The organism is Pseudomonas sp. S3_G06, from assembly GCF_054667565.1.
On record NZ_CP162738.1, the window covers coordinates 3,806,972 to 3,828,774 of the forward strand.

General features: G+C 60.9%; 21 protein-coding genes and 1 pseudogene. 17 read left to right on the top strand and 5 right to left on the bottom strand.

Annotated elements, in window-relative coordinates:
• Nucleotides 1-51: 51 nt before the first annotated feature.
• Entirely contained in the window at nucleotides 52-747 is a 696-nt protein-coding gene (locus AB4N47_RS17075) for an OmpA family protein (protein WP_024011908.1), read from the bottom strand.
• A 199-nt stretch (nucleotides 748-946) separates the two neighbouring features.
• On the opposite strand from AB4N47_RS17075, the gene AB4N47_RS17080 reads away from it, so the two are divergent.
• The 4 genes from AB4N47_RS17080 (at nucleotide 947) to AB4N47_RS17095 (ending at nucleotide 2,739) form a co-directional block, all read left to right on the top strand.
• Nucleotides 947-1,453 carry a DUF6231 family protein gene (locus AB4N47_RS17080; RefSeq protein WP_341638626.1) on the top strand — a complete coding sequence of 169 codons (507 nt, stop codon included), beginning with the start codon at nucleotides 947-949 and terminating at the stop codon, nucleotides 1,451-1,453.
• Between the two features lie 4 nt (nucleotides 1,454-1,457).
• On the top strand, nucleotides 1,458-1,934 hold the full coding sequence (locus AB4N47_RS17085; protein WP_071174594.1) for a YchJ family protein: 477 nt from the start codon (nucleotides 1,458-1,460) through the stop codon (nucleotides 1,932-1,934).
• 92 nt (nucleotides 1,935-2,026) lie between these two features.
• Nucleotides 2,027-2,512 (top strand): LEA/WHy family protein, encoded by a 486-nt coding sequence (locus tag AB4N47_RS17090; RefSeq protein WP_460154291.1) that lies wholly within the window; start codon nucleotides 2,027-2,029, stop codon nucleotides 2,510-2,512.
• A 5-nt stretch (nucleotides 2,513-2,517) separates the two neighbouring features.
• The gene (locus AB4N47_RS17095) at nucleotides 2,518-2,739 is read left to right on the top strand and encodes an SEC-C metal-binding domain-containing protein (protein WP_341638623.1); all 222 of its coding nucleotides are present in this window, start codon (nucleotides 2,518-2,520) and stop codon (nucleotides 2,737-2,739) included.
• 147 nt (nucleotides 2,740-2,886) lie between these two features.
• Here AB4N47_RS17095 and AB4N47_RS17100 read toward each other — a convergent pair.
• A pseudogene (locus AB4N47_RS17100) lies at nucleotides 2,887-3,444 on the bottom strand (cysteine hydrolase family protein).
• Nucleotides 3,445-3,645: 201 nt separating this feature from the next.
• Here AB4N47_RS17100 and AB4N47_RS17105 point away from each other — a divergent pair.
• The 10 genes from AB4N47_RS17105 (at nucleotide 3,646) to pdeM (ending at nucleotide 17,008) form a co-directional block, all read left to right on the top strand.
• A complete protein-coding gene (locus AB4N47_RS17105) occupies nucleotides 3,646-6,096 on the top strand; it encodes a penicillin acylase family protein (RefSeq protein WP_341638622.1) in 2,451 nt (816 codons plus the stop codon).
• A 302-nt stretch (nucleotides 6,097-6,398) separates the two neighbouring features.
• Nucleotides 6,399-7,433 (top strand): ligase-associated DNA damage response exonuclease, encoded by a 1,035-nt coding sequence (locus tag AB4N47_RS17110; RefSeq protein WP_024011903.1) that lies wholly within the window; start codon nucleotides 6,399-6,401, stop codon nucleotides 7,431-7,433.
• Entirely contained in the window at nucleotides 7,430-9,118 is a 1,689-nt protein-coding gene (locus AB4N47_RS17115; protein WP_341638621.1) for an ATP-dependent DNA ligase, read from the top strand. The genes AB4N47_RS17110 and AB4N47_RS17115 overlap by 4 nt, the downstream gene beginning before the upstream one ends.
• Before the next feature lie 370 nt (nucleotides 9,119-9,488).
• A complete protein-coding gene (locus tag AB4N47_RS17120) occupies nucleotides 9,489-10,271 on the top strand; it encodes a transporter substrate-binding domain-containing protein (protein WP_042608231.1) in 783 nt (260 codons plus the stop codon).
• Nucleotides 10,272-10,327: 56 nt separating this feature from the next.
• Entirely contained in the window at nucleotides 10,328-11,056 is a 729-nt protein-coding gene (locus AB4N47_RS17125) for an ABC transporter permease (protein ID WP_016771383.1), read from the top strand.
• On the top strand, nucleotides 11,053-11,763 hold the full coding sequence (locus tag AB4N47_RS17130; protein WP_130912856.1) for an ABC transporter permease: 711 nt from the start codon (nucleotides 11,053-11,055) through the stop codon (nucleotides 11,761-11,763). Before AB4N47_RS17125 ends, AB4N47_RS17130 begins: the two co-directional genes overlap by 4 nt.
• A 27-nt stretch (nucleotides 11,764-11,790) precedes the next feature.
• Nucleotides 11,791-12,909, top strand: coding sequence for a succinylglutamate desuccinylase/aspartoacylase family protein (locus AB4N47_RS17135; RefSeq protein ID WP_341638620.1), 1,119 nt, complete (start codon nucleotides 11,791-11,793; stop codon nucleotides 12,907-12,909).
• Between the two features lie 12 nt (nucleotides 12,910-12,921).
• Nucleotides 12,922-13,686: an ABC transporter ATP-binding protein gene (locus tag AB4N47_RS17140; protein ID WP_041478066.1), complete on the top strand. Its 765-nt coding sequence runs from the start codon at nucleotides 12,922-12,924 to the stop codon at nucleotides 13,684-13,686.
• Nucleotides 13,687-13,868: 182 nt separating this feature from the next.
• The gene (locus AB4N47_RS17145; RefSeq protein ID WP_341638619.1) at nucleotides 13,869-16,358 is read left to right on the top strand and encodes a ligase-associated DNA damage response DEXH box helicase; all 2,490 of its coding nucleotides are present in this window, start codon (nucleotides 13,869-13,871) and stop codon (nucleotides 16,356-16,358) included.
• On the top strand, nucleotides 16,355-17,008 hold the full coding sequence (gene pdeM, locus AB4N47_RS17150; RefSeq protein ID WP_016771388.1) for a ligase-associated DNA damage response endonuclease PdeM: 654 nt from the start codon (nucleotides 16,355-16,357) through the stop codon (nucleotides 17,006-17,008). The genes AB4N47_RS17145 and pdeM overlap by 4 nt, the downstream gene beginning before the upstream one ends.
• A 44-nt stretch (nucleotides 17,009-17,052) precedes the next feature.
• Here pdeM and AB4N47_RS17155 read toward each other — a convergent pair whose 3' ends face one another.
• The gene (locus AB4N47_RS17155) at nucleotides 17,053-17,262 is read right to left on the bottom strand and encodes a hypothetical protein (RefSeq protein WP_016771389.1); all 210 of its coding nucleotides are present in this window, start codon (nucleotides 17,260-17,262) and stop codon (nucleotides 17,053-17,055) included.
• Between the two features lie 107 nt (nucleotides 17,263-17,369).
• Nucleotides 17,370-17,936: a dCTP deaminase gene (gene dcd / locus AB4N47_RS17160; RefSeq protein WP_460154292.1), complete on the bottom strand. Its 567-nt coding sequence runs from the start codon at nucleotides 17,934-17,936 to the stop codon at nucleotides 17,370-17,372.
• Nucleotides 17,937-18,291: 355 nt separating this feature from the next.
• On the opposite strand from dcd, the gene AB4N47_RS17165 reads away from it, so the two are divergent.
• Nucleotides 18,292-18,501: a cold-shock protein gene (locus AB4N47_RS17165; protein ID WP_002554837.1), complete on the top strand. Its 210-nt coding sequence runs from the start codon at nucleotides 18,292-18,294 to the stop codon at nucleotides 18,499-18,501.
• 118 nt (nucleotides 18,502-18,619) lie between these two features.
• Here AB4N47_RS17165 and AB4N47_RS17170 read toward each other — a convergent pair whose 3' ends face one another.
• A complete protein-coding gene (locus tag AB4N47_RS17170; RefSeq protein WP_024011896.1) occupies nucleotides 18,620-19,627 on the bottom strand; it encodes a DUF481 domain-containing protein in 1,008 nt (335 codons plus the stop codon).
• Nucleotides 19,628-19,792: 165 nt separating this feature from the next.
• Here AB4N47_RS17170 and AB4N47_RS17175 point away from each other — a divergent pair, with 165 nt between their 5' ends.
• Together AB4N47_RS17175 and AB4N47_RS17180 are read left to right on the top strand one after the other, a co-directional pair.
• Nucleotides 19,793-20,146, top strand: a complete 354-nt coding sequence (locus tag AB4N47_RS17175) for an MGMT family protein (protein WP_071174585.1) — start codon at nucleotides 19,793-19,795, stop codon at nucleotides 20,144-20,146.
• Nucleotides 20,147-20,189: 43 nt separating this feature from the next.
• Entirely contained in the window at nucleotides 20,190-21,749 is a 1,560-nt protein-coding gene (locus AB4N47_RS17180; RefSeq protein ID WP_024011895.1) for an AmpG family muropeptide MFS transporter, read from the top strand.
• Nucleotides 21,750-21,803: the final 54 nt, after the last annotated feature.

Sequence of the window (21,803 nt, forward strand, 5' to 3'; positions counted from 1 at the left end):
AGGAGTAAAGACCCGCATCCGCGACTGCACAAGCCGCGGATGCGAGAGGGGCTAGCGGACGATTTTGATTTCAGTACGACGGTTCTGCGCGCGACCATCGGCCGACTTGTTGTCAGCCACAGGCTGGCTTTCACCGAGGCCCGACACCGAAACGAAGCTGGCACGTGGCACGCCCTGCTGGATCAGGTATTCCACCACCGAGTGCGCACGACGATCCGACAGTTTCTTGTTGTAGGCATCGCTGCCGACACTGTCGGTGTGACCGGTCACGGTCAGTTGCGCGGTAGAGGATTCCTGCTTCAGGCGATCGGCGACCTTGTCCAGCACCTGCTTGTCAGGGCCGGTCAGCGTGGCTTTGTCGAACTCGAAATGCACATCACGAATGACGATGGTTTCTTCCTTGACCACAACCGCTTCTTCGACCACTGGCGCAGGCGTCGGTGGCGGGCAACCGTCAGCATCGACCTGCACGCCTTTAGGTGTGCCCGGGCACTTGTCGCGACTGTCCGGCACGCCATCGCCGTCTTCATCGCCATCACCATGTACCCAGCAATAAGCCGCCGCCGTGCCGCCAACGAGCAACGCACCGTAACCGGCCCACGAAGCGCTTTCCGTCGCACCGAGACCGGCACCCACCACACCACCGACCGCCGCACAGGTCGGCCAGTCGGTTTTCTGCAAACCTGCACAACCAGTCAACACACTGGTTAGCAGAACCAAGGGTAATGCTGTCCGAACTATGCTCATCTAGTTTTCTCCTGAGGGATCGGCTTAAAACCGATTCAGGGAGTAAAGACCGGAGTTTTAATCTCCGCCAGCAATAGGCCACCGCTGTTTGCGACCGTGTTCACAGGGGTTTGCCTCTTTTGGCGAAAACCGCCGCCACCGGGCGCTTTGCCGACGCGGTCTGGCAGGCTAGTCTTGGCGGTCTGACTGAGGAGCTTCGATGAACGCCGCCATTTCTTCGCGCACGCCACAACAGGCGTTGGCCGCTTTGCTGGATCGCTACGCCCCGGCCCGTCTGCTGCTGATCGGCGCCAGCGAGTTTCCCGCGTTGAGCGCTTTCAAGGGCGCACATCCAGACACCGTGGTCGCCCATGCCGCGCCCGGCGCTTTGCCCACCGAACTGGCCGCGCAGCGCTTCGATCTGGCGCTGGTAGTCGATTGCCTGGAACATTTGCCCAAGCGCGACGGCCTGAATTTGTTGGGCGGCATTCGCAATCTCAACGCCAGTCGCATCGCGGTGCTGGCGGATCTGGCGGATCTGGCGGCCAGTGGCTGGCAGGAAACCGATTTCTATTCGCTGGCCCTGCAGGCCAGCGAGCGTTTCCAGCGCGACGAGCAGGTGCTGACCCTGTTCACCTACGATCTGCTTGACTACAAACAAGTCCCCGACTGGCTCAACTCACGCTTCTGGGCCAATCCGGAAAACTTCGGTAAATACTGGTGGTAATGCAATGAGTACAGCCATTTGCCCTTGCGGCAGCGGCAATCTGCTGGATGCCTGCTGCGGTCCTTATCATGACGGCCACCCGGCACCGTGTGCCGAAGCCTTGATGCGCTCACGCTACAGCGCTTATGTGCTGGGGCTGGTCGACTATCTAGTGGCGACCACCCTGCCCGCGCAGCAGGCGGGGCTGAACCGACAATCGATCAGCGACTGGAGTGCCCAAAGCACCTGGCTCGGCCTTGAAGTGGAAAGCTCGGAGGTGTTCGGCGGCCAGCCGGAACACGCTTTTGTGACCTTCACCGCGCGCTGGCATGACAGCCAGGGCGAGCACAGCCATCGCGAGCGCTCATCCTTTGTCCAGAATGGTGGGCGCTGGTACTTCATCGATCCGACGGTGCAGATGAAGCTGGGGCGCAATGACGGCTGCCCGTGTGGCAGCGGGCAGAAGTTCAAGAAGTGTTGTTCGGGTTATTTCGGCGCTTGAGCCAAAACATCGCAGCCTTCGGCAGCTCCACGGGATTAGCCGAAGGCTGAAATCTTTTAAGGTCTAGACTGGGCACAAAGGGAGTCCATTTCATGCTCGGTCGTCGGTGCACAATACATTTTCTGCTCTTGATGCTGATCGTAAACCTCGGCGGCTGTGCCTCGTGGTTCAGCGATGACAGCGTCGAGCCTGCCGTGCATCTGGTGAAAGTCGAGGTGGTGCGGGCCAAGCTGCTCGAGCAGAAATTCATTCTGCACTTTCGCGTCGACAATCCCAACGACAGTGACCTGACCGTGCGCGGCCTGGAATACCGCATCCATCTGGCGGATATCCTGCTCACCGAAGGCGAGCATGAGCACTGGTTTACCGTCGGGCCAAAGCGCAGCGCTTACTTCAAAGTGCCGATCCGCACCAACCTGTGGCCGAAGGTCAAACAGGTGGTGAAACTGCTGAAAAATCCGCACCAGCAGATTCCCTATCGATTGCAGGGGGAAATGGAAACCGGTTTATTCATCGCCCACTACGTGCACCTTGAGCGCAATGGCGTGATAATCCCCGCCGATCTAACTCCGGAGTGACCTCGATGACCCAGCAACCCCATGTCCATGGCCCTGACTGCAACCACGATCATGACCACCATCACGATCATGACCACCATCACGATCACGACCATGGCCATGTCCACGGCCCGAACTGCGGCCACGCCCACCAGGAACCGGTGCGCAACGCCCTGAAAGATGTCGGCCGCAACGACCCTTGCCCATGCGGCAACGGCAAGAAATTCAAGAAGTGCCACGGCGCTTGATGTCACTGGCGAAGGTCTTCTTCGCCTGACACACCGCTTTCGCGAGCAGGCTCGCTCCCACAGTTGACCGTGTTCCGTCATTTGAAATGCGATCCCTTGTAGGAGCGAGCCTGCTCGCGAAGGCGGCGGCGCATACACTACAAAACTTCAGCCCGCCGCCAGAATCTGTGAAGAGCCGACCACCGTCGCATACTCCCCATGCAGATTGCCCAGCGACATCCCGTGCACCTCTTCAGCGGTACGTGGTGTGCCGAAATAATCGGCCTTGTCGAAGGTAAAGCACGCATCCTCCGCCACCCACGTGTCGAACCCCAGGTTGCCCGCAGTGCGCGCCGTTGATTCAACCGAGTTATTGGTCGCGACACCGACGATGATCAATTGCCCGATCCCAGCCTCACGCAACTGAGCTTCCAACCCACTGGCGCAAAACGCATCCGGCACCTGTTTCTGAATCAGCCATTCACCCTACTGCGGCGCAAAGCGCGGTTGAAACTCCACTCCGTCCTGCCCGGGCCAGAACACCGAATCAGGCGAGCGCGACAAGTGCTGCACGTGAACCACCGGGCGCCCGCACCGCCGCCACAGCGCCAATAACTCAAGCATTCGCTCTTCGGCCCGAGGATTATTCCGCCGCCCCAGACGCGGATGCAGAATGCCTTTCTGCTGGTCGATGATGATCAGCGCAGCGTTGCTTTGAAGCTCCATAGCGATCTTTCTCCTGACAGGGCTCGGGACTTGTTCCGTAGTTCAACATCAGCGCTTTCCCACAAGCAACCGCCACAACCCTGACCGATCAGCCGACAACTGCATAAATAACCACTCGCCCCGCTTGCGCGGCCCTCGCGCCGTCACTAACGTAGCGGCTTTATTGCGCCCCCAGCCTTATACCCCCGCAGGAGCTTCGCCATGGCCTCGCCAGCCCTTACACATTTCCTTCCCCGGTTCGGCGTCGCCGCAGCGGTGGCCGGTGTCCTCGGCCTGTCCGGTTGCCAGACCTGGAACGCCCAGGACAGCCTGCCACCGACCTCCGGCGTGCAACCGCTCAAGGGCCTGGCGCAGAACGTGTCGGTGCGGCGCAATGCGATGGGCATGCCGCTGATCGAGAGCAACAGCTTCCATGACGCGCTGTTCAGCCTCGGTTACGTCCACGCCAGCGACCGCATCAATCAGATGGTCACCCTGCGCCTGTTGGCCCAGGGCCGGTTGGCGGAAATGTCCGGCGCGTCGATGCTCGATGCCGACCGCTACATGCGCGCGGTCAATCTGAAGAAGAGCGCCGGCGAGCTGTACAAGGCCTCGTCGCCACGGCTCAAGCGCTTCTTCGAGGTGTATGCACGGGGCGTCAACGCCTACCTGTTCCGCTACGCCGACAAGTTGCCGGGCGACCTCGCCGCCAGCGGTTACAAGCCCGAATACTGGAAACCGGAAGATTCGGCGCTGATTTTTGCCCTGCTGAATTTCAGCCAGTCGGCCAACCTGCCGGAGGAAATCCAGTCGCTGGTGCTCGCGCAAACCGTGACCACTGACAAACTCGCCTGGCTGAGCCCGTCGGCGCCTGATGAAAACCTGCCAGTGGCTGAAGCCGACAAGCTGCAAGGCCTCAAGCTCAACGGGCAGATTCCGGGGCTGACGGAACTGAGCAGCGCCAGCCAGCAACTGTCGGCGCTGAACCTGCTCGCCACGCCGACTGCGAACAATTGGGCGATCGCCCCGCAACGCAGCCGCAGCGGCAAGAGCCTGCTGGCCAGCGATGCGCACGGGCCGTTGGCCGCGCCGTCGCTGTGGAGTTTCGTGCAGATCCGTGCGCCGAAATATCAGGCCGCCGGCGTCACGGTTGCCGGTCTGCCGATGGTGCTCGGCGGCTTCAACGGCAAAGTGGCGTGGAGCATGACCAGCGTGCTCGGCGACAATCAGGACCTGTTCCTCGAGAAAATCCGCCGTCAGGGCAGCAGCCTCACTTATGAAGTCAACGGCAAATGGCAGCCGCTGGGTGTGCGCAACGAGACCTACTTCGTCAAAGGCCAGCGGCCGATTCGCGAAGCCGTGTACGAAACCCGCCACGGCGCGCTGCTCAACAGTGCCCAGGCAGCGGCGCAGGGCAGCGGTTTCGGCCTCGCCCTGCAGACGCCAAGCTTCACCGACGACAAAACCCTGGATGCCTTCTTCGACCTGACCCGCGCGCAGAACGTCGAGCGCGCCTCGGACGCCAGCCGCGAAATCCGCGCCATTACCCTCAATCTGGTCTTTGCCGATGCGAGCAATATCGGCTGGCAAGTCACCGGGCGCTTCCCCAACCGTCGCGAAGGCGAAGGCCTCCTGCCCTCGCCGGGCTGGGACGGTCGCTACGACTGGGACGGTTACGCCGACCCGATGCTGCACCCCTACGATCAGGACCCGGCACAAGGCTGGCTCGGCACCGCCAACCAGCGCGTCATCCCCGACGGCTACGGCATGCAGTTGTCGAAATCCTGGGCGGCACCGGAGCGCGGCGAACGCTTGGCGGAAATGGCTGGCAGCGGCAAGCACGACAGCCGCAGCGTGATCGCCATGCAGTACGACCAGACCACCACCTTCGCCGCCAAGCTGAAAAAAGTCTTGGAAGCGCCGGGCATGAAACAACCGCTGAAACAGGCGATCGACGCCCTGCCGGAAGCCGAACGCAGCAAGGCCCGCGAAGCCTTCACCCGTTTGATGGCGTTCGACGGCAAGCTCAGCCCGACCTCGGCGGATGCGGCGATCTACGAACTGTTTCTGCAGGAAAGCATGAAGCAGATCTTCCTCGATGAACTGGGTCCTGAGTCGAGCCCGGCGTGGAAGGCCTTTGTCGCCAATGGCGATCTGTCCTACGCGGCACAGGCCGATCATCTCTTGGGGCGTGAGGACAGTCCGTTCTGGGATGACCTGCGCACGCCGCAGAAGGAAGACAAATCCGTGATTCTCGCCCGCAGTCTCGCTGCAGCGATTACAGCGGGCGACAGCCAGTTGGGCGGCGATCATCGCGCCTGGCAGTGGGGCAAACTGCACAGCTATGCGTGGAAAAACAGCAACGGTCAGACTGTGCGCGGGCCGCTGGCAGCCGGTGGCGATCACACCACGCTGAACAGCTCGGCGTTTGCCTGGGGCCAGGACTTCGTCACCACGCGCGCGCCGTCGATGCGTTTTATCGTCGACTTCGGCCAGAGCGAGCCACTGATGGCGCAGAACGGTACGGGGCAGTCGGGCAATCCACTGAGTCCGAACTACCTGAACGGGATCGATGCGTGGCTGAAAGGTCAGTACATCGGCCTGCCGATGCAGCCGCAAAACTTTGATCGGGTGTATGGCAAGACCCGTTTGACCCTGACGCCCGGGAAATAGAGCAAAGATCAACAGCCCCTCACCCTAGCCCTCTCCCGGAGGGAGAGGGGACTGATTGGGGGATGCTTGGGTCTTGCGCCGCCCTGAAAGAGAGACAGTGAATCCAACATTGGATCAGGCTCAAGGCTGTGCCGGATCCATATTCAACTCGGTCCCCCAGGTCGATGTACCTCACCAGATACCTCGGTCGGCCCCCTCTCCCTCTGGGAGAGGGCTGGGGTGAGGGTAGCGCTTTAAAGCCGATCGAACTTCCAGCCTTACGCCCGCCTCATAGCTAACAAGCCCCCCATTCCGGTCACGACATGGATCTTGTTATTGCCCGACCTGAAGGTCTCTACTGCCCCGCCGGGGATTTCTATATCGATCCGTGGCGGCCGGTCGAGCGTTCGGTGATCACCCATGCCCATGGCGATCACGCGCGCACCGGTAATCAGCACTACCTGTCGAGCAGCGCCAGCGCCGGGATTCTGCGCGCGCGTCTGGGTCAGGACATCCAGTTGCAAACACTCGACTACGGCCAGCGCCTGACCCACCACGGCGTGACCCTGAGCTTTCACCCCGCCGGACATGTCCTCGGTTCGGCGCAGGTGCGCCTGGAATACGGCGGCGAAGTCTGGGTCGCATCGGGGGATTACAAGGTCGAGCCGGATGGCACCTGCACCCCATTCGAACCGGTGCGCTGCCACACCTTCATCACCGAATCGACCTTCGGCCTGCCGATCTATCGCTGGCAGCCGCAGGCGCAGATCTTCGCCGAGATCAATCAGTGGTGGGCGGCCAATATCGCCGCCGGCAAGGCCAGCGTGCTGTTCTGCTACTCCTTCGGCAAGGCGCAGCGGATTCTCCACGGCATCGACGAAACCCTCGGGCCCATCCTCAGCCACGGCGCGGTCGAACCACTGAACCGGGTCTACCGCGATGCCGGCGTGTACCTGCCGCCGACGATCTATGCGGGCGACGTAAAAAAAAGCGACCCGATCATGCGCCAGGCGCTGGTCATTGCTCCGCCGTCAGCAGGCGGCAGTACCTGGATGCGTCGTTTCGGCGAGTTCAGCGATGCCTTTGCCAGCGGCTGGATGCGCCTGCGCGGGACCCGGCGGCGGCGCGGCGTCGATCGCGGTTTCGTCCTTTCCGATCACGCCGACTGGCCCGGCCTGCTGTGGGCGATCAACCAGACCGGCGCGGAACGGGTGATGGTCACCCACGGCTCGATCGGCGTGCTCGTGCGCCATCTGCGGGAACAGGGCCTCGATGCACAAGGCTTCACCACCGAATACGGCGATGACGAAGACGACAACATCGCCACCGAACCCACCGTTGCCGAGACATCGCCATGAAAGCCTTCGCCGAGTTATATGCCGAACTCGACGCCACCACGTCGAGCAACGCCAAGCTGGCGGCGATGCAGGCGTACTTCGCGCAGGCCGCGCCGGAAGATGCCGCATGGGCGGTGTATTTCCTCTCCGGTGGTCGGCCTCGGCAACTGGTACCGGTGCGCATCCTCCGTGAGCTGGCGGTCGCAGTTTCGGGACTGGAGCCATGGCTGTTCGAAGAAAGCTACCAAGCCGTCGGCGATCTGGCCGAGACCATTTCTCTGGTGCTGCCGGAAAATTCCCACAGCTCCGAGGCCGGTCTTGCCGAATGGATCGAAGACAAGCTGCTGCCACTGCGCAGAGAAACGCCGGAGTACCTGATGCGCCAATTGCCAATGTTGTGGGCGCAACTGGACCGGGCGAGCCTGATGCTGTGCATCAAGCTGATCACCGGCAGTTTCCGCGTTGGCGTGTCCAAGCTGCTGGTCACCCGCGCCCTGGCGTCGATGGCCGGGCTCGACAGCAAACGCGTGGCCCAGCGCCTGGTCGGTTACACGGACCTGTCGAACCGGCCCAACGCCGCCAGCTATCTGAAACTGATCGCCCCGGAATCCGCCGACGAACACGCCCAGCGCGGCGGTCAGCCCTACCCGTTTTTTCTCGCCCATGCGTTGTCGCAACCGGTCGAGGAATTCGACGCCCTGCTCGGCCCGGCCAGCGACTGGCAGGTGGAATGGAAGTGGGATGGTATTCGCGCGCAAGTGGTCAAGCGCGACGGCAAGCTGTGGGTGTGGTCGCGCGGCGAGGAACTGGTGACCGAGCGCTTCCCCGAGTTCGATGTGCTGGTCCACGGCCTGCCCGACGGCACGGTGATCGACGGCGAAATCGTGGTGTGGAAGAGCACCCATCCGACCACCGAAGATGCCTTCGATCCGCAATCCGATGAGCCGCCGGCCGTGCAACCGTTCGCCCTGCTGCAACAACGCATCGGTCGCAAGACGCTGGACAAGAAGATTCTCGAAGAAGTGCCGGTGGTGGTGCTGGCCTACGACCTGCTGGAATGGCAGGGCGAAGACTGGCGCAACCAGCCGCAGGTCAAGCGGCGGGCGCAACTCGAAGAGGTGATCGCGCACTGCAACAGTCCGGTACTGCTGCCCTCCCCGGTACTGACCGGCGAAGACTGGCTCGACCTCGGCCGCCAGCGCGAAGCGTCACGCAAACTCGGCGTCGAAGGCATGATGCTCAAGGCCCGCGATTCGCTGTATGGTGTCGGCCGGACCAAGGACATGGGCGTGTGGTGGAAGTGGAAGGTCGATCCGTTCAGCGTCGACGCGGTACTGATTTATGCTCAGCGTGGACACGGCCGTCGCGCCAGTCTGTACAGCGATTACACCTTCGCCGTGTGGGACGGCCCGCCGGAATCCAGTCAACGCTCGCTGGTGCCGTTCGCCAAGGCCTATTCAGGGCTGACCGATGAAGAGATGCGCCAGGTCGACAGCATCGTGCGCAAAACCACGGTGGAGAAATTCGGCCCGGTGAGCAGTGTGAAACCGAGCCTGGTGTTCGAACTGGGCTTCGAAGGCATCGCCCTGTCGCGCCGGCACAAGAGCGGCATCGCCGTACGCTTCCCGCGCATGCTGCGCTGGCGCAAGGACAAGACCGTCGAAGAAGCCGACAGCCTCGCGACTCTGCAAGACTTGTTGGCCTGATTCATTCTCGACACATCGCAGAATCCTGTGGCGAGGGGATTTATCCCCGCTGGGCTGCGCAGCGGCCCCCGGCAATTTCCCCCTGAAATCGTGCACTCAGGTTTTTGCACCTGCTGCGCAGCCGATCGGGGATAAAGCCCCTCGCCACAGTTTCAACTGCTCTGAGCCACGCGCTTGAACCGAAACAGTGCATACAAACAGCAATGCCCGTTTCCGTGCATTCAACTACCCTTGCCTCTCTGCACTCGACCTTTTAAAACACCTGTTCGGCACTCTGGTTCGGAAATTGCTACTTTCTACAGGTCGTAAGCGTTGCAGTAACAATAATTCTGCGCCACAAGCGCTCATATTGGTTCTTAGGGATTGAATAATGAAAAAAGCATTGCTGACCCTTTCTGCACTGGCGTTGTGCATGGCCGCCGGCTCCGCGCTGGCCAAGGAATACAAAGAGCTGCGCTTTGGCGTTGACCCTTCGTACGCACCGTTCGAGTCGAAAGCGGCCGATGGCAGCCTGGTCGGGTTCGATATCGATCTGGGCAACGCGATCTGCGCCGAACTGAAGGTCAAGTGCAAATGGGTCGAAAGCGATTTCGACGGCATGATTCCGGGCCTCAAGGCCAACAAGTTCGACGGTGTGATCTCGTCGATGACCGTGACCCCGGCGCGCGAGAAGGTCATCGACTTCTCCAGCGAACTGTTTTCCGGCCCGACCGCTTATGTGTTCAAGAAAGGCTCCGGCATCACCGCCGATGTCGCTTCGCTCAAGGGCAAAACCGTTGGCTATGAGCAAGGCACCATTCAGGAAGCCTATGCCAAAGCCGTGCTGGACAAGGCCGGTGTGAAAACCCAGGCCTATCAGAACCAGGACCAGGTGTATTCCGACCTGACCTCCGGCCGTCTCGACGCCGGTATCCAGGACATGCTGCAAGCCGAACTGGGCTTTTTGAAGTCGCCAAAAGGCGCCGATTATGAAATCAGCCAGCCGGTCGACAGCGAATTGCTGCCAGCCAAAACCGCTGTCGGTATCAAGAAAGGTAACACTGAGCTGAAAGCACTTTTGGATAAAGGTATCAAAGCGTTACACGACGACGGCAAATACGCCGAGATTCAAAAGAAACACTTTGGCGACCTGAATCTGTACAGCGGCAAATAATGCCCCGGCGCCCATCCCCGATGGGCGCCTTTTCCATCCGCTCAGGTTGCTGATTTATGTTTGAAACCCTCCTGCAAAATCTGGGGCTGGCCTCGTTCAGTCTGCAGGGCTTCGGCCCGTTGCTGCTGCAAGGCACCTGGATGACCATCAAATTATCGGCGATGTCGCTGCTGGTGGCCGTGTTGCTCGGCCTGCTCGGCGCCAGTGCCAAACTGTCGAAAGTCAAACTGGTGCGCCTGCCTGCGCAGCTCTACACCACGCTGATCCGCGGCGTGCCGGATCTGGTGCTGATGCTGTTGATCTTCTACAGCCTGCAAACCTGGTTGACGTCGCTGACCGACTACATGGAATGGGAATACATCGAAATCGACCCGTTCAGCGCCGGCGTACTGACGCTGGGCTTCATTTATGGCGCGTATTTCACTGAAACCTTCCGTGGCGCCATCCTCGCGGTGCCGCGCGGCCAAGTCGAAGCCGCCACCGCGTATGGCCTCAAACGTGGCCAGCGTTTTCGCTTCGTGGTGTTTCCGCAAATGATGCGTTTTGCCCTCCCAGGCATCGGCAACAACTGGATGGTCATGCTCAAGGCCACCGCGCTGGTGTCGATCATCGGTCTGGCCGATCTGGTCAAGGCTGCCCAGGACGCCGGTAAAAGCACCTATCAACTGTTCTACTTTCTGGTCCTCGCCGCCTTGATTTATCTGCTGATCACCAGTGCTTCGAACTTCATCCTGCGCTGGCTCGAACGCCGCTACGCCGCCGGTGCCCGGGAGGCCGTACGATGATCGAACTTCTCCAGGAATATTGGCGCGCCTTCCTTTATACCGACGGCCAGAACATCACCGGCCTGGCGATGACGATGTGGCTGCTGACCGCCTCGATCTGCATCGGCTTCGTCGTCTCGATCCCATTGTCGATTGCCCGCGTCTCGCCGCACTTCTACGTTCGCTGGCCGGTGCAGTTCTACACCTACCTGTTCCGTGGCACGCCGCTGTATATCCAGTTGCTGATCTGCTACACCGGCATCTACAGCCTCGCCGCCGTGCGCGAACAGCCGATCCTCGACAGTTTCTTTCGCGACGCGATGAACTGCACGATCCTCGCTTTCGCGCTCAATACCTGCGCGTACACCACGGAGATTTTTGCCGGGGCGATTCGCAGCATGAACCACGGCGAAGTCGAAGCGGCCAAGGCTTATGGCCTGACCGGCTGGAAGCTGTACGCCTACGTGATCATGCCGTCGGCCTTGCGCCGTTCGTTGCCTTACTACAGCAACGAAGTGATCCTGATGCTCCATTCGACCACCGTGGCGTTCACCGCGACCATTCCCGATATCCTGAAAGTCGCGCGGGATGCCAATTCGGCGACCTTCCTGACCTTCCAGTCATTCGGCATCGCCGCGCTGATCTACCTGACCATTACTTTTGCGCTGGTCGGTCTGTTCCGCCTTGCCGAACGCCGCTGGCTGGCCTTCCTCGGGCCGACTCACTAGCACCGGTTTGACAATAAAGAGATAACAATGCGCCACCAGATTCATGACTTGCTGGCCCCGCTGCCGGGGACCGCACGGCAGATTCACAGTTTCCACTTCGGCCCACAGCAGGCCAAGGGCAAGGTGTACATTCAGGCCTCGCTGCATGCCGACGAACTGCCGGGCATGCTGGTCGCCTGGCACCTGAAGCAGCGTCTGGCCGAGCTGGAAGCTGCCGGCCGCCTGCGCAGCGAAATCGTCCTCGTGCCGGTGGCCAACCCGGTCGGCCTCGAACAAGTGCTGATGGACGTGCCGCTGGGCCGTTACGACCTGGAGAGCGGGCAGAACTTCAATCGCTGGTTCGTCGACCTCAGCGAAGAAATCGGCAATGCCGTCGAAGGCCAACTCAATGATGATGCGCAGCACAACCTCGAACTGATCCGTGCCAACCTGCGCAGTGCCCTCGACCGTCAGAAGCCGACCACACAACTGCAATCCCAGCGTCTGACCCTGCAACGCCTGGCCTGCGATGCCGACATGGTGCTGGACCTGCACTGCGACTTCGAATCGGTGGTGCACCTGTACACCACGCCTGAAGCCTGGCCGCAGGTCGAGCCGCTGGCGCGCTACATGGAAGCCCAGGCCAGCCTGCTCGCTACCGATTCCGGCGGGCAGTCGTTCGACGAATGCTTCACACTGCTCTGGTGGCAACTGCGCGAGCGCTTCGGTGAGCAGTTCGAGATTCCGCTGGGCAGCTTCTCGGTGACCGTCGAATTGCGCGGTCAGGGCGACGTCAATCACCCGCTGGCCAGCCGCGATTGTCAGGCGCTGATCGACTATCTGATCCAGTTCGATGCCATCGTCGGCGAGACCAAGCCGCAACCGCCGCTACCGTACCCGGCCACGCCGCTGGCCGGGGTCGAACCGGTGACCACGCCAGTCGGCGGCCTGCTGGTGTACTGCGCCACGCCCGGCCAATACTTGGAGGCCGGCCAGCAGATCGCCGAAATCATCGACCCGATCCATGACAAGGTCACCCCCATTCATTGCACCGCCGCCGGCCTGCTGTATGCGCGCTCGCTGCGGCGCATGGCCACTGCCGGCATGGTCATCGCCCACGTCGCGGGCGCCCAGGCCTATCGCAGCGGCTACCTACTTTCGCCTTGAGGATGCTCGTCCATGTACAAACTGACCGTTGAAGGCCTGCACAAAAGCTATGGCGATCATCAGGTGCTCAAAGGCGTTTCGCTCAAGGCCAAAACCGGCGACGTGATCAGCCTGATCGGCGCCAGCGGCTCGGGCAAAAGCACCTTTTTGCGCTGCATCAATTTCCTTGAACAACCCAATGACGGCGCCATGAGCCTCGATGGCCAGGCGATCCGCATGGTCACCGACCGCCACGGCATGCACGTTGCCGACGCCGATGAACTGCAACGCCTGCGCACGCGGCTGGCGATGGTGTTCCAGCATTTCAACCTGTGGAGCCACATGACCGTGCTGGAAAACATCACCATGGCCCCGCGCCGGGTGCTCGGTTGCAGCAAACAGGAAGCCGAGGATCGCGCCCGTCGTTATCTGGACAAAGTCGGCTTGCCGGCGCGGGTCGCCGATCAATACCCGGCGTTTCTCTCCGGCGGTCAGCAACAGCGCGTGGCGATCGCCCGGGCACTGGCGATGGAACCGGAAGTGATGCTGTTCGACGAACCGACCTCGGCACTCGACCCGGAACTGGTCGGCGAAGTGCTGAAGGTGATTCAGGGTCTGGCCGAAGAAGGCCGGACGATGATCATGGTCACCCACGAAATGAGTTTTGCGCGCAAGGTGTCGAATCAGGTGCTGTTTCTGCATCAGGGTCTGGTGGAAGAAGAAGGCGCGCCGGAAGACGTGCTGGGCAATCCCAAAAGCGAACGGCTGAAGCAGTTCCTCAGCGGCAACCTGAAATAATGCCGTACACAATTCCCCTGTAGGAGCTGCCGAAGGCTGCGATCTTTTGACTCTGCCTCAAAGATCAAAAGATCGCAGCCTCGTTTCACTCGTCAGCTCCTACAAGGGAATCGCGTTGTTTTAAACCTTTGGTCTGTTGCTGTGGTCTCTGAAACAACACCTCCAGAGCGCACGCAGCCGGCATGGCGAAATCCCCCGACTTTGCAAAAACCTGGTTCAGCGCCCGCGACTGGAAGCCGTTCGCCTTTCAGAAACAGGTGTGGGCGGCGGTGAAAAACGGCGGATCCGGGTTGCTCCACGCCAGCACCGGCGCCGGTAAAACCTATGCGGTGTGGTTTGCTGCGCTCAACCGCTTCGCCCGCCTGCAACCGCCCGTGGCTACACCGCGCAAACGCAAACCGCCGGCCGAGCCGTTGACAGTGCTGTGGATCACGCCGATGCGCGCCCTCGCCGCCGATACCGCCCGCGCGCTGCAAAGCCCGGTGGATGATTTACAGATTCCGTGGAGCATCGGCCTGCGCACCGGCGACACCAGCAGCAGCGAACGCGCTCGTCAGGGCCGGCGCTTGCCGACGACGCTGATCACCACACCGGAAAGCCTGACTCTGTTGCTCGCCCGCGCCGATGCGCGCACGGCGTTGTCGACCCTGCGCATGATCGTCATCGATGAATGGCACGAGTTGCTCGGCAACAAACGCGGCGTGCAACTGCAACTGGCTCTCGCCCGCCTGCGTCATTGGCAGCCCGATCTGATCGTTTGGGGCGTTTCCGCCACCCTCGGTAATCAATCCCACGCCGAGCAAGTGCTGATCCCACAGGGCGGCGGCGTCAGTGTTCAGGGCAAAAGCGAAAAAACCCTGCAAGTCGACACCCTGCTGCCACCGGCCATCGAGCGTTTTCCCTGGGCCGGCCACATTGGTCTGAAGATGCTGCCGCAGGTGGTGGCCGAGCTCGACGCCTGCGCCAGCAGCCTGGTGTTCACCAACACCCGCGCGCAATCGGAGATCTGGTATCAGGCGCTGCTGGAAGCGCGGCCGGACTGGGCCGGGTTGATCGCGCTGCATCATAGCTCACTGTCACGCGATACCCGCGACTGGGTCGAACAGGCGCTGAAGAATGGCCAATTGAAAGCGGTGGTCTGCACCTCAAGCCTGGACTTGGGTGTGGATTTCCTCCCGGTCGAGCGCGTGCTGCAGATCGGCTCGGCGAAAGGCGTTGCGCGGTTGATGCAACGTGCCGGCCGTTCCGGTCACGCACCGGGGCGCACCTCGCGGGTGACGCTGGTGCCGACCCACAGCCTGGAACTGATCGAAGCGGTCGCCGCACGCGATGCCGTCGAGCAACGGCGCATCGAGCCGCGCCTGTCACCGCACAAGCCGCTGGATGTGCTGGTCCAGCATTTGGTCAGCATGGCCCTTGGCGGTGGCTTTATTCCTGAAGACTTGTACGAAGAAGTCCGTGGTGCCTGGGCTTATCGTGACCTGACAGCGGCAGACTGGGCCTGGGCGCTGGCGTTCGTACGCCATGGCGGGATGTCTCTTACAGCGTATCCGGATTACCGCCGGGTCGAGCCGGACGAACACGGCGTCTGGCGTGTGCCGGATGCGCGTCTGGCGCGGCGCCATCGCATGAGCATCGGCACCATCGTCAGCGACGCGAGCATCAACCTGAAATTCTGGAGCAAGGGCGGCGGTGGCAAACAACTGGGCAGCGTCGAGGAAGGCTTTATCGCGCGACTGAAACCCGGCGATGGTTTCCTCTTCGCCGGGCGCCTACTGGAACTGGTGCGGGTGGAAAACATGACCGCCTACGTCAAACGCAGCACCGCAAAAAAAGCCGCCGTGCCGCGCTGGAATGGCGGGCGCATGCCGTTATCCAACGAACTGGCCGAAGCAGTGGTGACGCGCTTCAGCGCCGCTGCTCAAGGTCAGTTCAACGGCCCGGAAATGCACGCGCTGCGGCCGCTGCTGGAGACGCAGATACGCTGGTCCGGCTTGCCCACCACGGAAAATCTGCTGGCCGAGGTACTGAAATCCCGCGAAGGCTGGCATCTTTTCCTCTATCCGTTCGCCGGGCGCCAAGTGCATCTGGGACTGGCGAGCCTGCTGGCGTGGCGCGTCAGTCAGCGGCAACCGGTGACCTTCTCGATTGCCGTGAATGATTACGGCCTGGAACTGCTCAGCGCCACGCCGGTTGATTGGGCCGCGCATCTCGATGCAAGCCTGTTCAACGCCGATGACTTGTTGCTGGATGTGCTGGCCAGCCTCAATGCCGGTGAACTGGCGTTGCGCCGCTTCCGCGAAATCGCGCGGATCGCCGGGCTGGTGTTCGCCGGGTATCCGGGCGCACCGAAAAGCACCCGCCAAGTGCAGGCGTCGAGTGGCCTGTTTTTCCAAGTGTTCAAACAATATGACGCCGACAACCTGCTACTGGCCCAAGCCGGGGAAGAAGTCCTACGCGAAGAGCTGGATATTCGTCGTTTGGAACAGACATTGGAGCGCATCAATCAGATGAAACTGGACGTGCATCAAGTTAAACGTCCTACCCCGCTGGGCTTTCCGCTGCTGGTGGAGCGGATGCGCGAGAGCATGAGTTCGGAAAAACTGGCTGACAGGATCAGAAGAATGGTCGGTGACCTGGAAAAAACCGCTGATAACGGAAAATCGTCGTGAGTGCGTACCCGGTGCGTTTGGCCGGTGAGGAGTTGTGGTTGCTGCCGGAGAAAGCGCTGTATTGGCCAGCGCAGGAAGCATTGCTGATCGCCGATGTGCATTTCGGTAAGGCGGCGGCCTATCGCAGCCTCGGCCAGCCGGTGCCGCATGGCACGACAGCGAGCAACATCGAGGTGATCGACGCGTTGCTGGCGCGGCTGCCGTGTCGCCAGTTGATCTTCCTCGGCGACTTTCTGCATGGCCCCGGGTCACATGTCCCGACCACCCTGAACGCACTGGCAGAATGGCGAGCGCGCCACGCTGACCTGCCGATGACGCTGATTCGCGGCAACCATGACAAACGCGCAGGCGACCCGCCGGCCTCGCTGAATATCCGCGTGGTGCCAGAACCGCTGTTACTCGGGCCGTTTGCCTTGCAGCATGAGCCCGATGCGCATCCGGAACGGCACGTGCTCGCCGGCCACGTGCACCCGGTCTATCGGCTGCATGGCAAAGGTCGGCAGAGTCTGCGCCTGGCTTGTTTCAGACTCGGTGAGCGCATCAGCCTGATGCCGGCATTCGGTGCGTTTACCGGCGGCTATCAGGTCGAGCGCGACGACAGTTGCAAAGTCTTCGTGATCGGCGACAACGAAATATGGCCCGTCAGCTAGATCGCAAATCGATCAGACTGACGGGCCATATTCATGACAGTGGATCAGGCCACAGGCGCCGGAGGCGGTTCGTCCGGCAGGGTCGGTTCGCCTGGTTCGGTCGGTTGTTCGTTGGGAGTATCGGGATCGGGCTGGCCGGGCACGCCGCCGGACAGGCTCAAAGACGGATTCGCCAGTAACGACCAAGCCAGAACGCCTATCTGATTGGGCTCAAGCCTTGCCAGTTCAGCGCTGATTCGCGGGTCGATCTTCATAGGGCACTCCTCAGTGAAGGCCCGAATCTGTGTGTAACAAAAACGGGCAGTACACCCCATAGAGTGTCTGCCCGCCAAAGAATTCCCGACATCCGTCGGATGGTCGATCAGGTACGCGGCAAGGTCACGCCACGCTGGCCCTGATATTTGCCGCCACGATCCTTGTAGGAAACTTCACATTCTTCATCGGATTCGAGGAAGAGCATCTGCGCCACGCCTTCGTTGGCGTAGATTTTCGCCGGAAGGTTGGTGGTGTTGGAAAATTCCAGCGTCACATGACCTTCCCACTCAGGCTCGAGCGGAGTGACGTTGACGATGATGCCGCAGCGCGCGTAGGTGCTTTTACCCAGGCAGATGGTCAGCACGTTGCGCGGAATGCGGAAGTACTCGACGGTGCTGGCCAGGGCGAAGGAGTTCGGCGGAACGATGCAGACGTCGCTGTGGATGTCGACGAAGCTGCCGGCGTCGAAGTTCTTCGGGTCAACAATGGCCGAGTTGATGTTGGTGAACACCTTGAAGTGGTTGGTGCAACGCACGTCGTAGCCGTAGCTCGACACGCCGTAGGAAATCACCCGGCTGTCGTCGCTGCCGCGCATCTGGCGCTCGACGAACGGTTCGATCATGCCGTGTTCCTGCGCCATGCGGCGAATCCACTTGTCCGATTTGATGCTCATGGCGGGTTTGTCCTGAATAGCGAGGTGGAAAAATTCTGTCCGGCATCTTACCGGGCGCGTCGCCGCGATCAAAGTGCGCAACGCAATTCTCGGCGAACACCCCGTATTTACGCGCTGTGGCGACGAACCGTCGCACCGCCGATCCCTAAAACACAGAATCCTTTGCAAGAAACATTGGCACGTTCCGGAAAAAGGGTTAAGGTGGCGTCACTGTGTTGCTTGTGTCACTGAGAATCTCTACACGATATGTTGAATTTCGATCCAACCATCTACAAGAATTTTTCCTGCTCTTTGCACTCAGTCTCGGCCAGGGTTCTTCCTGAGTCGCAGTTATCTTTGTTCAAGGAGTTACACCATGTCTAATCGCCAAACCGGTACCGTTAAGTGGTTCAACGATGAAAAAGGCTTCGGCTTCATCACTCCACAATCCGGTGACGACCTGTTCGTTCACTTCAAAGCTATCCAATCCGACGGCTTCAAAAGCCTGAAAGAAGGCCAACAGGTTTCTTTCATCGCTACCCGCGGTCAGAAAGGCATGCAAGCTGAAGAAGTACAAGTTATCTAACTTGTAGCTTCTTTAGAAAAGAGCCCCGCCCTTAAAAGCGGGGCTTTTTTGTGGGCGCCTGTTTTGTTCAGGCAAAAAAAATCGCAGCCCGAAAGGCTGCGATTTTTCGTTTGTGTTTTTACCAAGCCACACCAAACCCTGCGGTATATCGGGTCTTGTTCAGATCCGCATCGTTGGTGCCACTGATGATGTCGCGCTCGGCCTTGAGGTTGAGCGAAGCCCAGTCGGTGACCTTGTAGCGCAGGCCCAGCTCGGCATCCAGTGCGTAATCGGCAACACCCGACAGCGGCTTGCCGACTTCGCCATTGGTGAAGAACTCGACCTTCTTGCCGATCAGGTAGCGGTTGTAGTCCCACTTCATCGCGACGGAGTAGAAGTTGTCCTTGCTGCCATCGCGATACTCGTAATCGGTTCGGTTAAGCAACGAGCCCAGCGAGAACGCGCCGAGTTCGTCGTCCCAGAACTGGTAGCCGGGACCGGTACCGACCACGCGCTGACGCGCCAGCTCTTCGATGTGATCACGCTTGTAGTTGATGCGTCCCTGCCAGAACCACTGATCGGTGAGGAAGCGGTCGAGGGAGTATTCGGCGCGCCAGTTGTTGGTGGTGGTTTCCGCATCCTGGACTTCGCGGTTGTACTCGCCCTCGCCGGTATGCCGCCAGCGGCCATGGCGAGCCGAAGTCTTGAAGGCAACGTCGTAATCGTCGGTGTCCTTTTCGGCGCGCTGATAGTCCAGCGCCAGATCGACGTTGCCCTTCCATACCAGGTCAGTGACGATCGGCTTGGGTTTGAGGATCTGCTGAATGCTCGCCAGCTCGACCGTCTTCGGCGCCTCGCCGTTGGCCAGGGTGACCTTGCCATCGTCGGCCGCCGTCAGCGACTTCGACACTTCGCCGGCATAGGCGTCCTGCTTCACCAGCAGATGCTGATCGCTGTCGAGGGTCTTGACCTCTTTCCAGTCAATCGCCACTGCGCCGGCGTATTTGGTCTGGATCAACAGCTTGCCGCCGTCGAATACCGTGATAGTGCCACTCAGCTTGTCGCCGTTTTTCAACCAGACGGTGTCGGCAAGCAGGGGCGTGGACGCGCTGAAAACAGCAAGGCACAACAGGGTTCTGGGGAACATAAGCAGATCGGGGGCTCGGAGTTGGCGAAAAGGGTCGGCATTATCCGTAGGATTTTGCCCATGACAAGGACTGACCGGACTATTTCAATTGAGTTCATTTCTCAATTGCGCCACGAGCGATTACCCTTGTCGCCATCATCACGCCAATGCTCAGGAGCCGCGTACGTGAAAGACCCGCTCGACAGCGTCGAAAATGATGCGCAAATCCGACGCACGGCACTCTACTCGACGCTCGCGCAAGTGCCTGAAGGCAAAGTCGTCAGTTATGGCCAGTTGGCCGAACTTGCCGGGCTGGGCCGCGCCGCGCGCTGGGTCGGGCGGACTTTGAGCCAGTTGCCTGGCGACACCAGGCTGCCCTGGCACCGCGTACTCGGCGCCGGCGGGCGCATCAGTCTGCCGGTCGGCAGCCCCTCCGGTGATGAACAACGTGCGCGATTGCGTATGGAAGGCATCACCGTCCAGAACAATCGTGTGGATATTCGGCGCCATGGCTGGCGTCCGGTAGAGCACAGCGGTTAGAGTGCGCGCTTTGTTTTCGCAATTTTGAGGCAGACTTCAGCCCATGCCCCGTAAAACCTGGCGCGCCGCGCTCGCCGCCTATGCCAGTCCTTCGACGCTCGTGCTGTTGTTGCTCGGTTTTGCCGCCGGCCTGCCGTACATGCTGGTGTTCTCGACGCTCTCCGTATGGCTGCGTGAAGCAGGCGTGGCCCGTGAAACCATTGGCTATGCCAGCCTGATCGGCCTGGCGTATGCGTTCAAATGGGTCTGGTCGCCCCTGCTTGACCAATGGCGCCTGCCCTTGCTGGGCAAGCTCGGCCGCCGCCGTTCCTGGCTGGTGCTCTCCCAGGCACTGGTGATTCTCGGGCTGATCGGCATGGGCTTCTGTGATCCGCAAAAACATTTGTCCTGGCTGATCGCCATTGCCGTCGTCGTCGCCTTCGCCTCGGCCACGCAGGATATCGCGGTCGACGCCTATCGCCTGGAAATCGCCGATGACAGCCGCCAGGCCGCCCTCGCCGCCAGCTACATGTCCGGTTATCGTGTTGCTGCCCTGCTCGCCACCGCCGGCGCGCTGTTCTTCGCCGAAGGTTTCGGCTCAACCGGCTTCAACTATAAGCACGCGGCGTGGACCGGCACCTATGTACTGTTTGGCGCATTGATGGTGCCCGCACTGCTGACTACGCTGTTCATGCGCGAACCACCGGTGCCGCTGCGCACGCAGTTGCAGGCCGGGCGCTACACGTTCATGCATCAATTGATGTCGGTGTTCGTGCTGATCGTTTTGCTGGTTTCCGTGCCGGCGATGTTCACCCAGCTGTACAACACGGATTTTGCCGGCGTGCTGTTTGGCGACATGAGCCCGCTCGACCTGCTCCTCGAAGATCGCGCCTTTCTGCGCGCCATCCTCTACATATTGCTGACGGGGATGTGCCTGTCGGCCATGGGCCGGCGCGGACTGGCGCCGGTACTGACGCCGATCAATGACTTCATCCTGCGTTATCGCTGGCAGGCGCTGTTGCTGCTGGGCCTGATCGCCACTTACCGGATGTCCGACACGGTAATGGGCGTCATGGCCAACGTGTTTTATATTGACCAGGGTTTCACCAAGGATCAGATCGCCAGTGTCAGCAAGATTTTCGGCCTGATCATGACCCTCGTCGGCGCCGGCATGGGTGGCCTGTTGATCGTGCGTTTCGGCATTCTGCCGATCCTGTTTATCGGTGGTGTTTCTTCGGCAGCGACCAACCTGCTGTTCGTCATGCTCGCGGACATGGGCCCGAACCTGCAGATGCTGGTGGTGACCATTTCCCTCGACAACTTCAGCTCGGGCCTGGCGACGTCGGCGTTCGTTGCCTACCTGTCGAGCCTGACCAACCTGAAGTTTTCCGCTACGCAATATGCCCTGCTCAGCTCGATCATGTTGCTGCTGCCGCGCCTGATGGGCGGCTATTCCGGCGTGCTGGTCGAGAAGTTCGGCTATCACAGCTTCTTCCTCATTACCGCCCTGCTCGGCGTGCCGACGCTGCTACTGATCGCGCTGCACTGGTTCCAGGAGCGCCGCCGCGAAGGACAAACACCGACGCCCGAGCCTGCACCGACGCCCGTCACCGAAGAATCGTAGGACGCTTCGCCAATGGCGGGAGGAATCCCGCCGCTGGCGCCTTCCGCCGGCCAC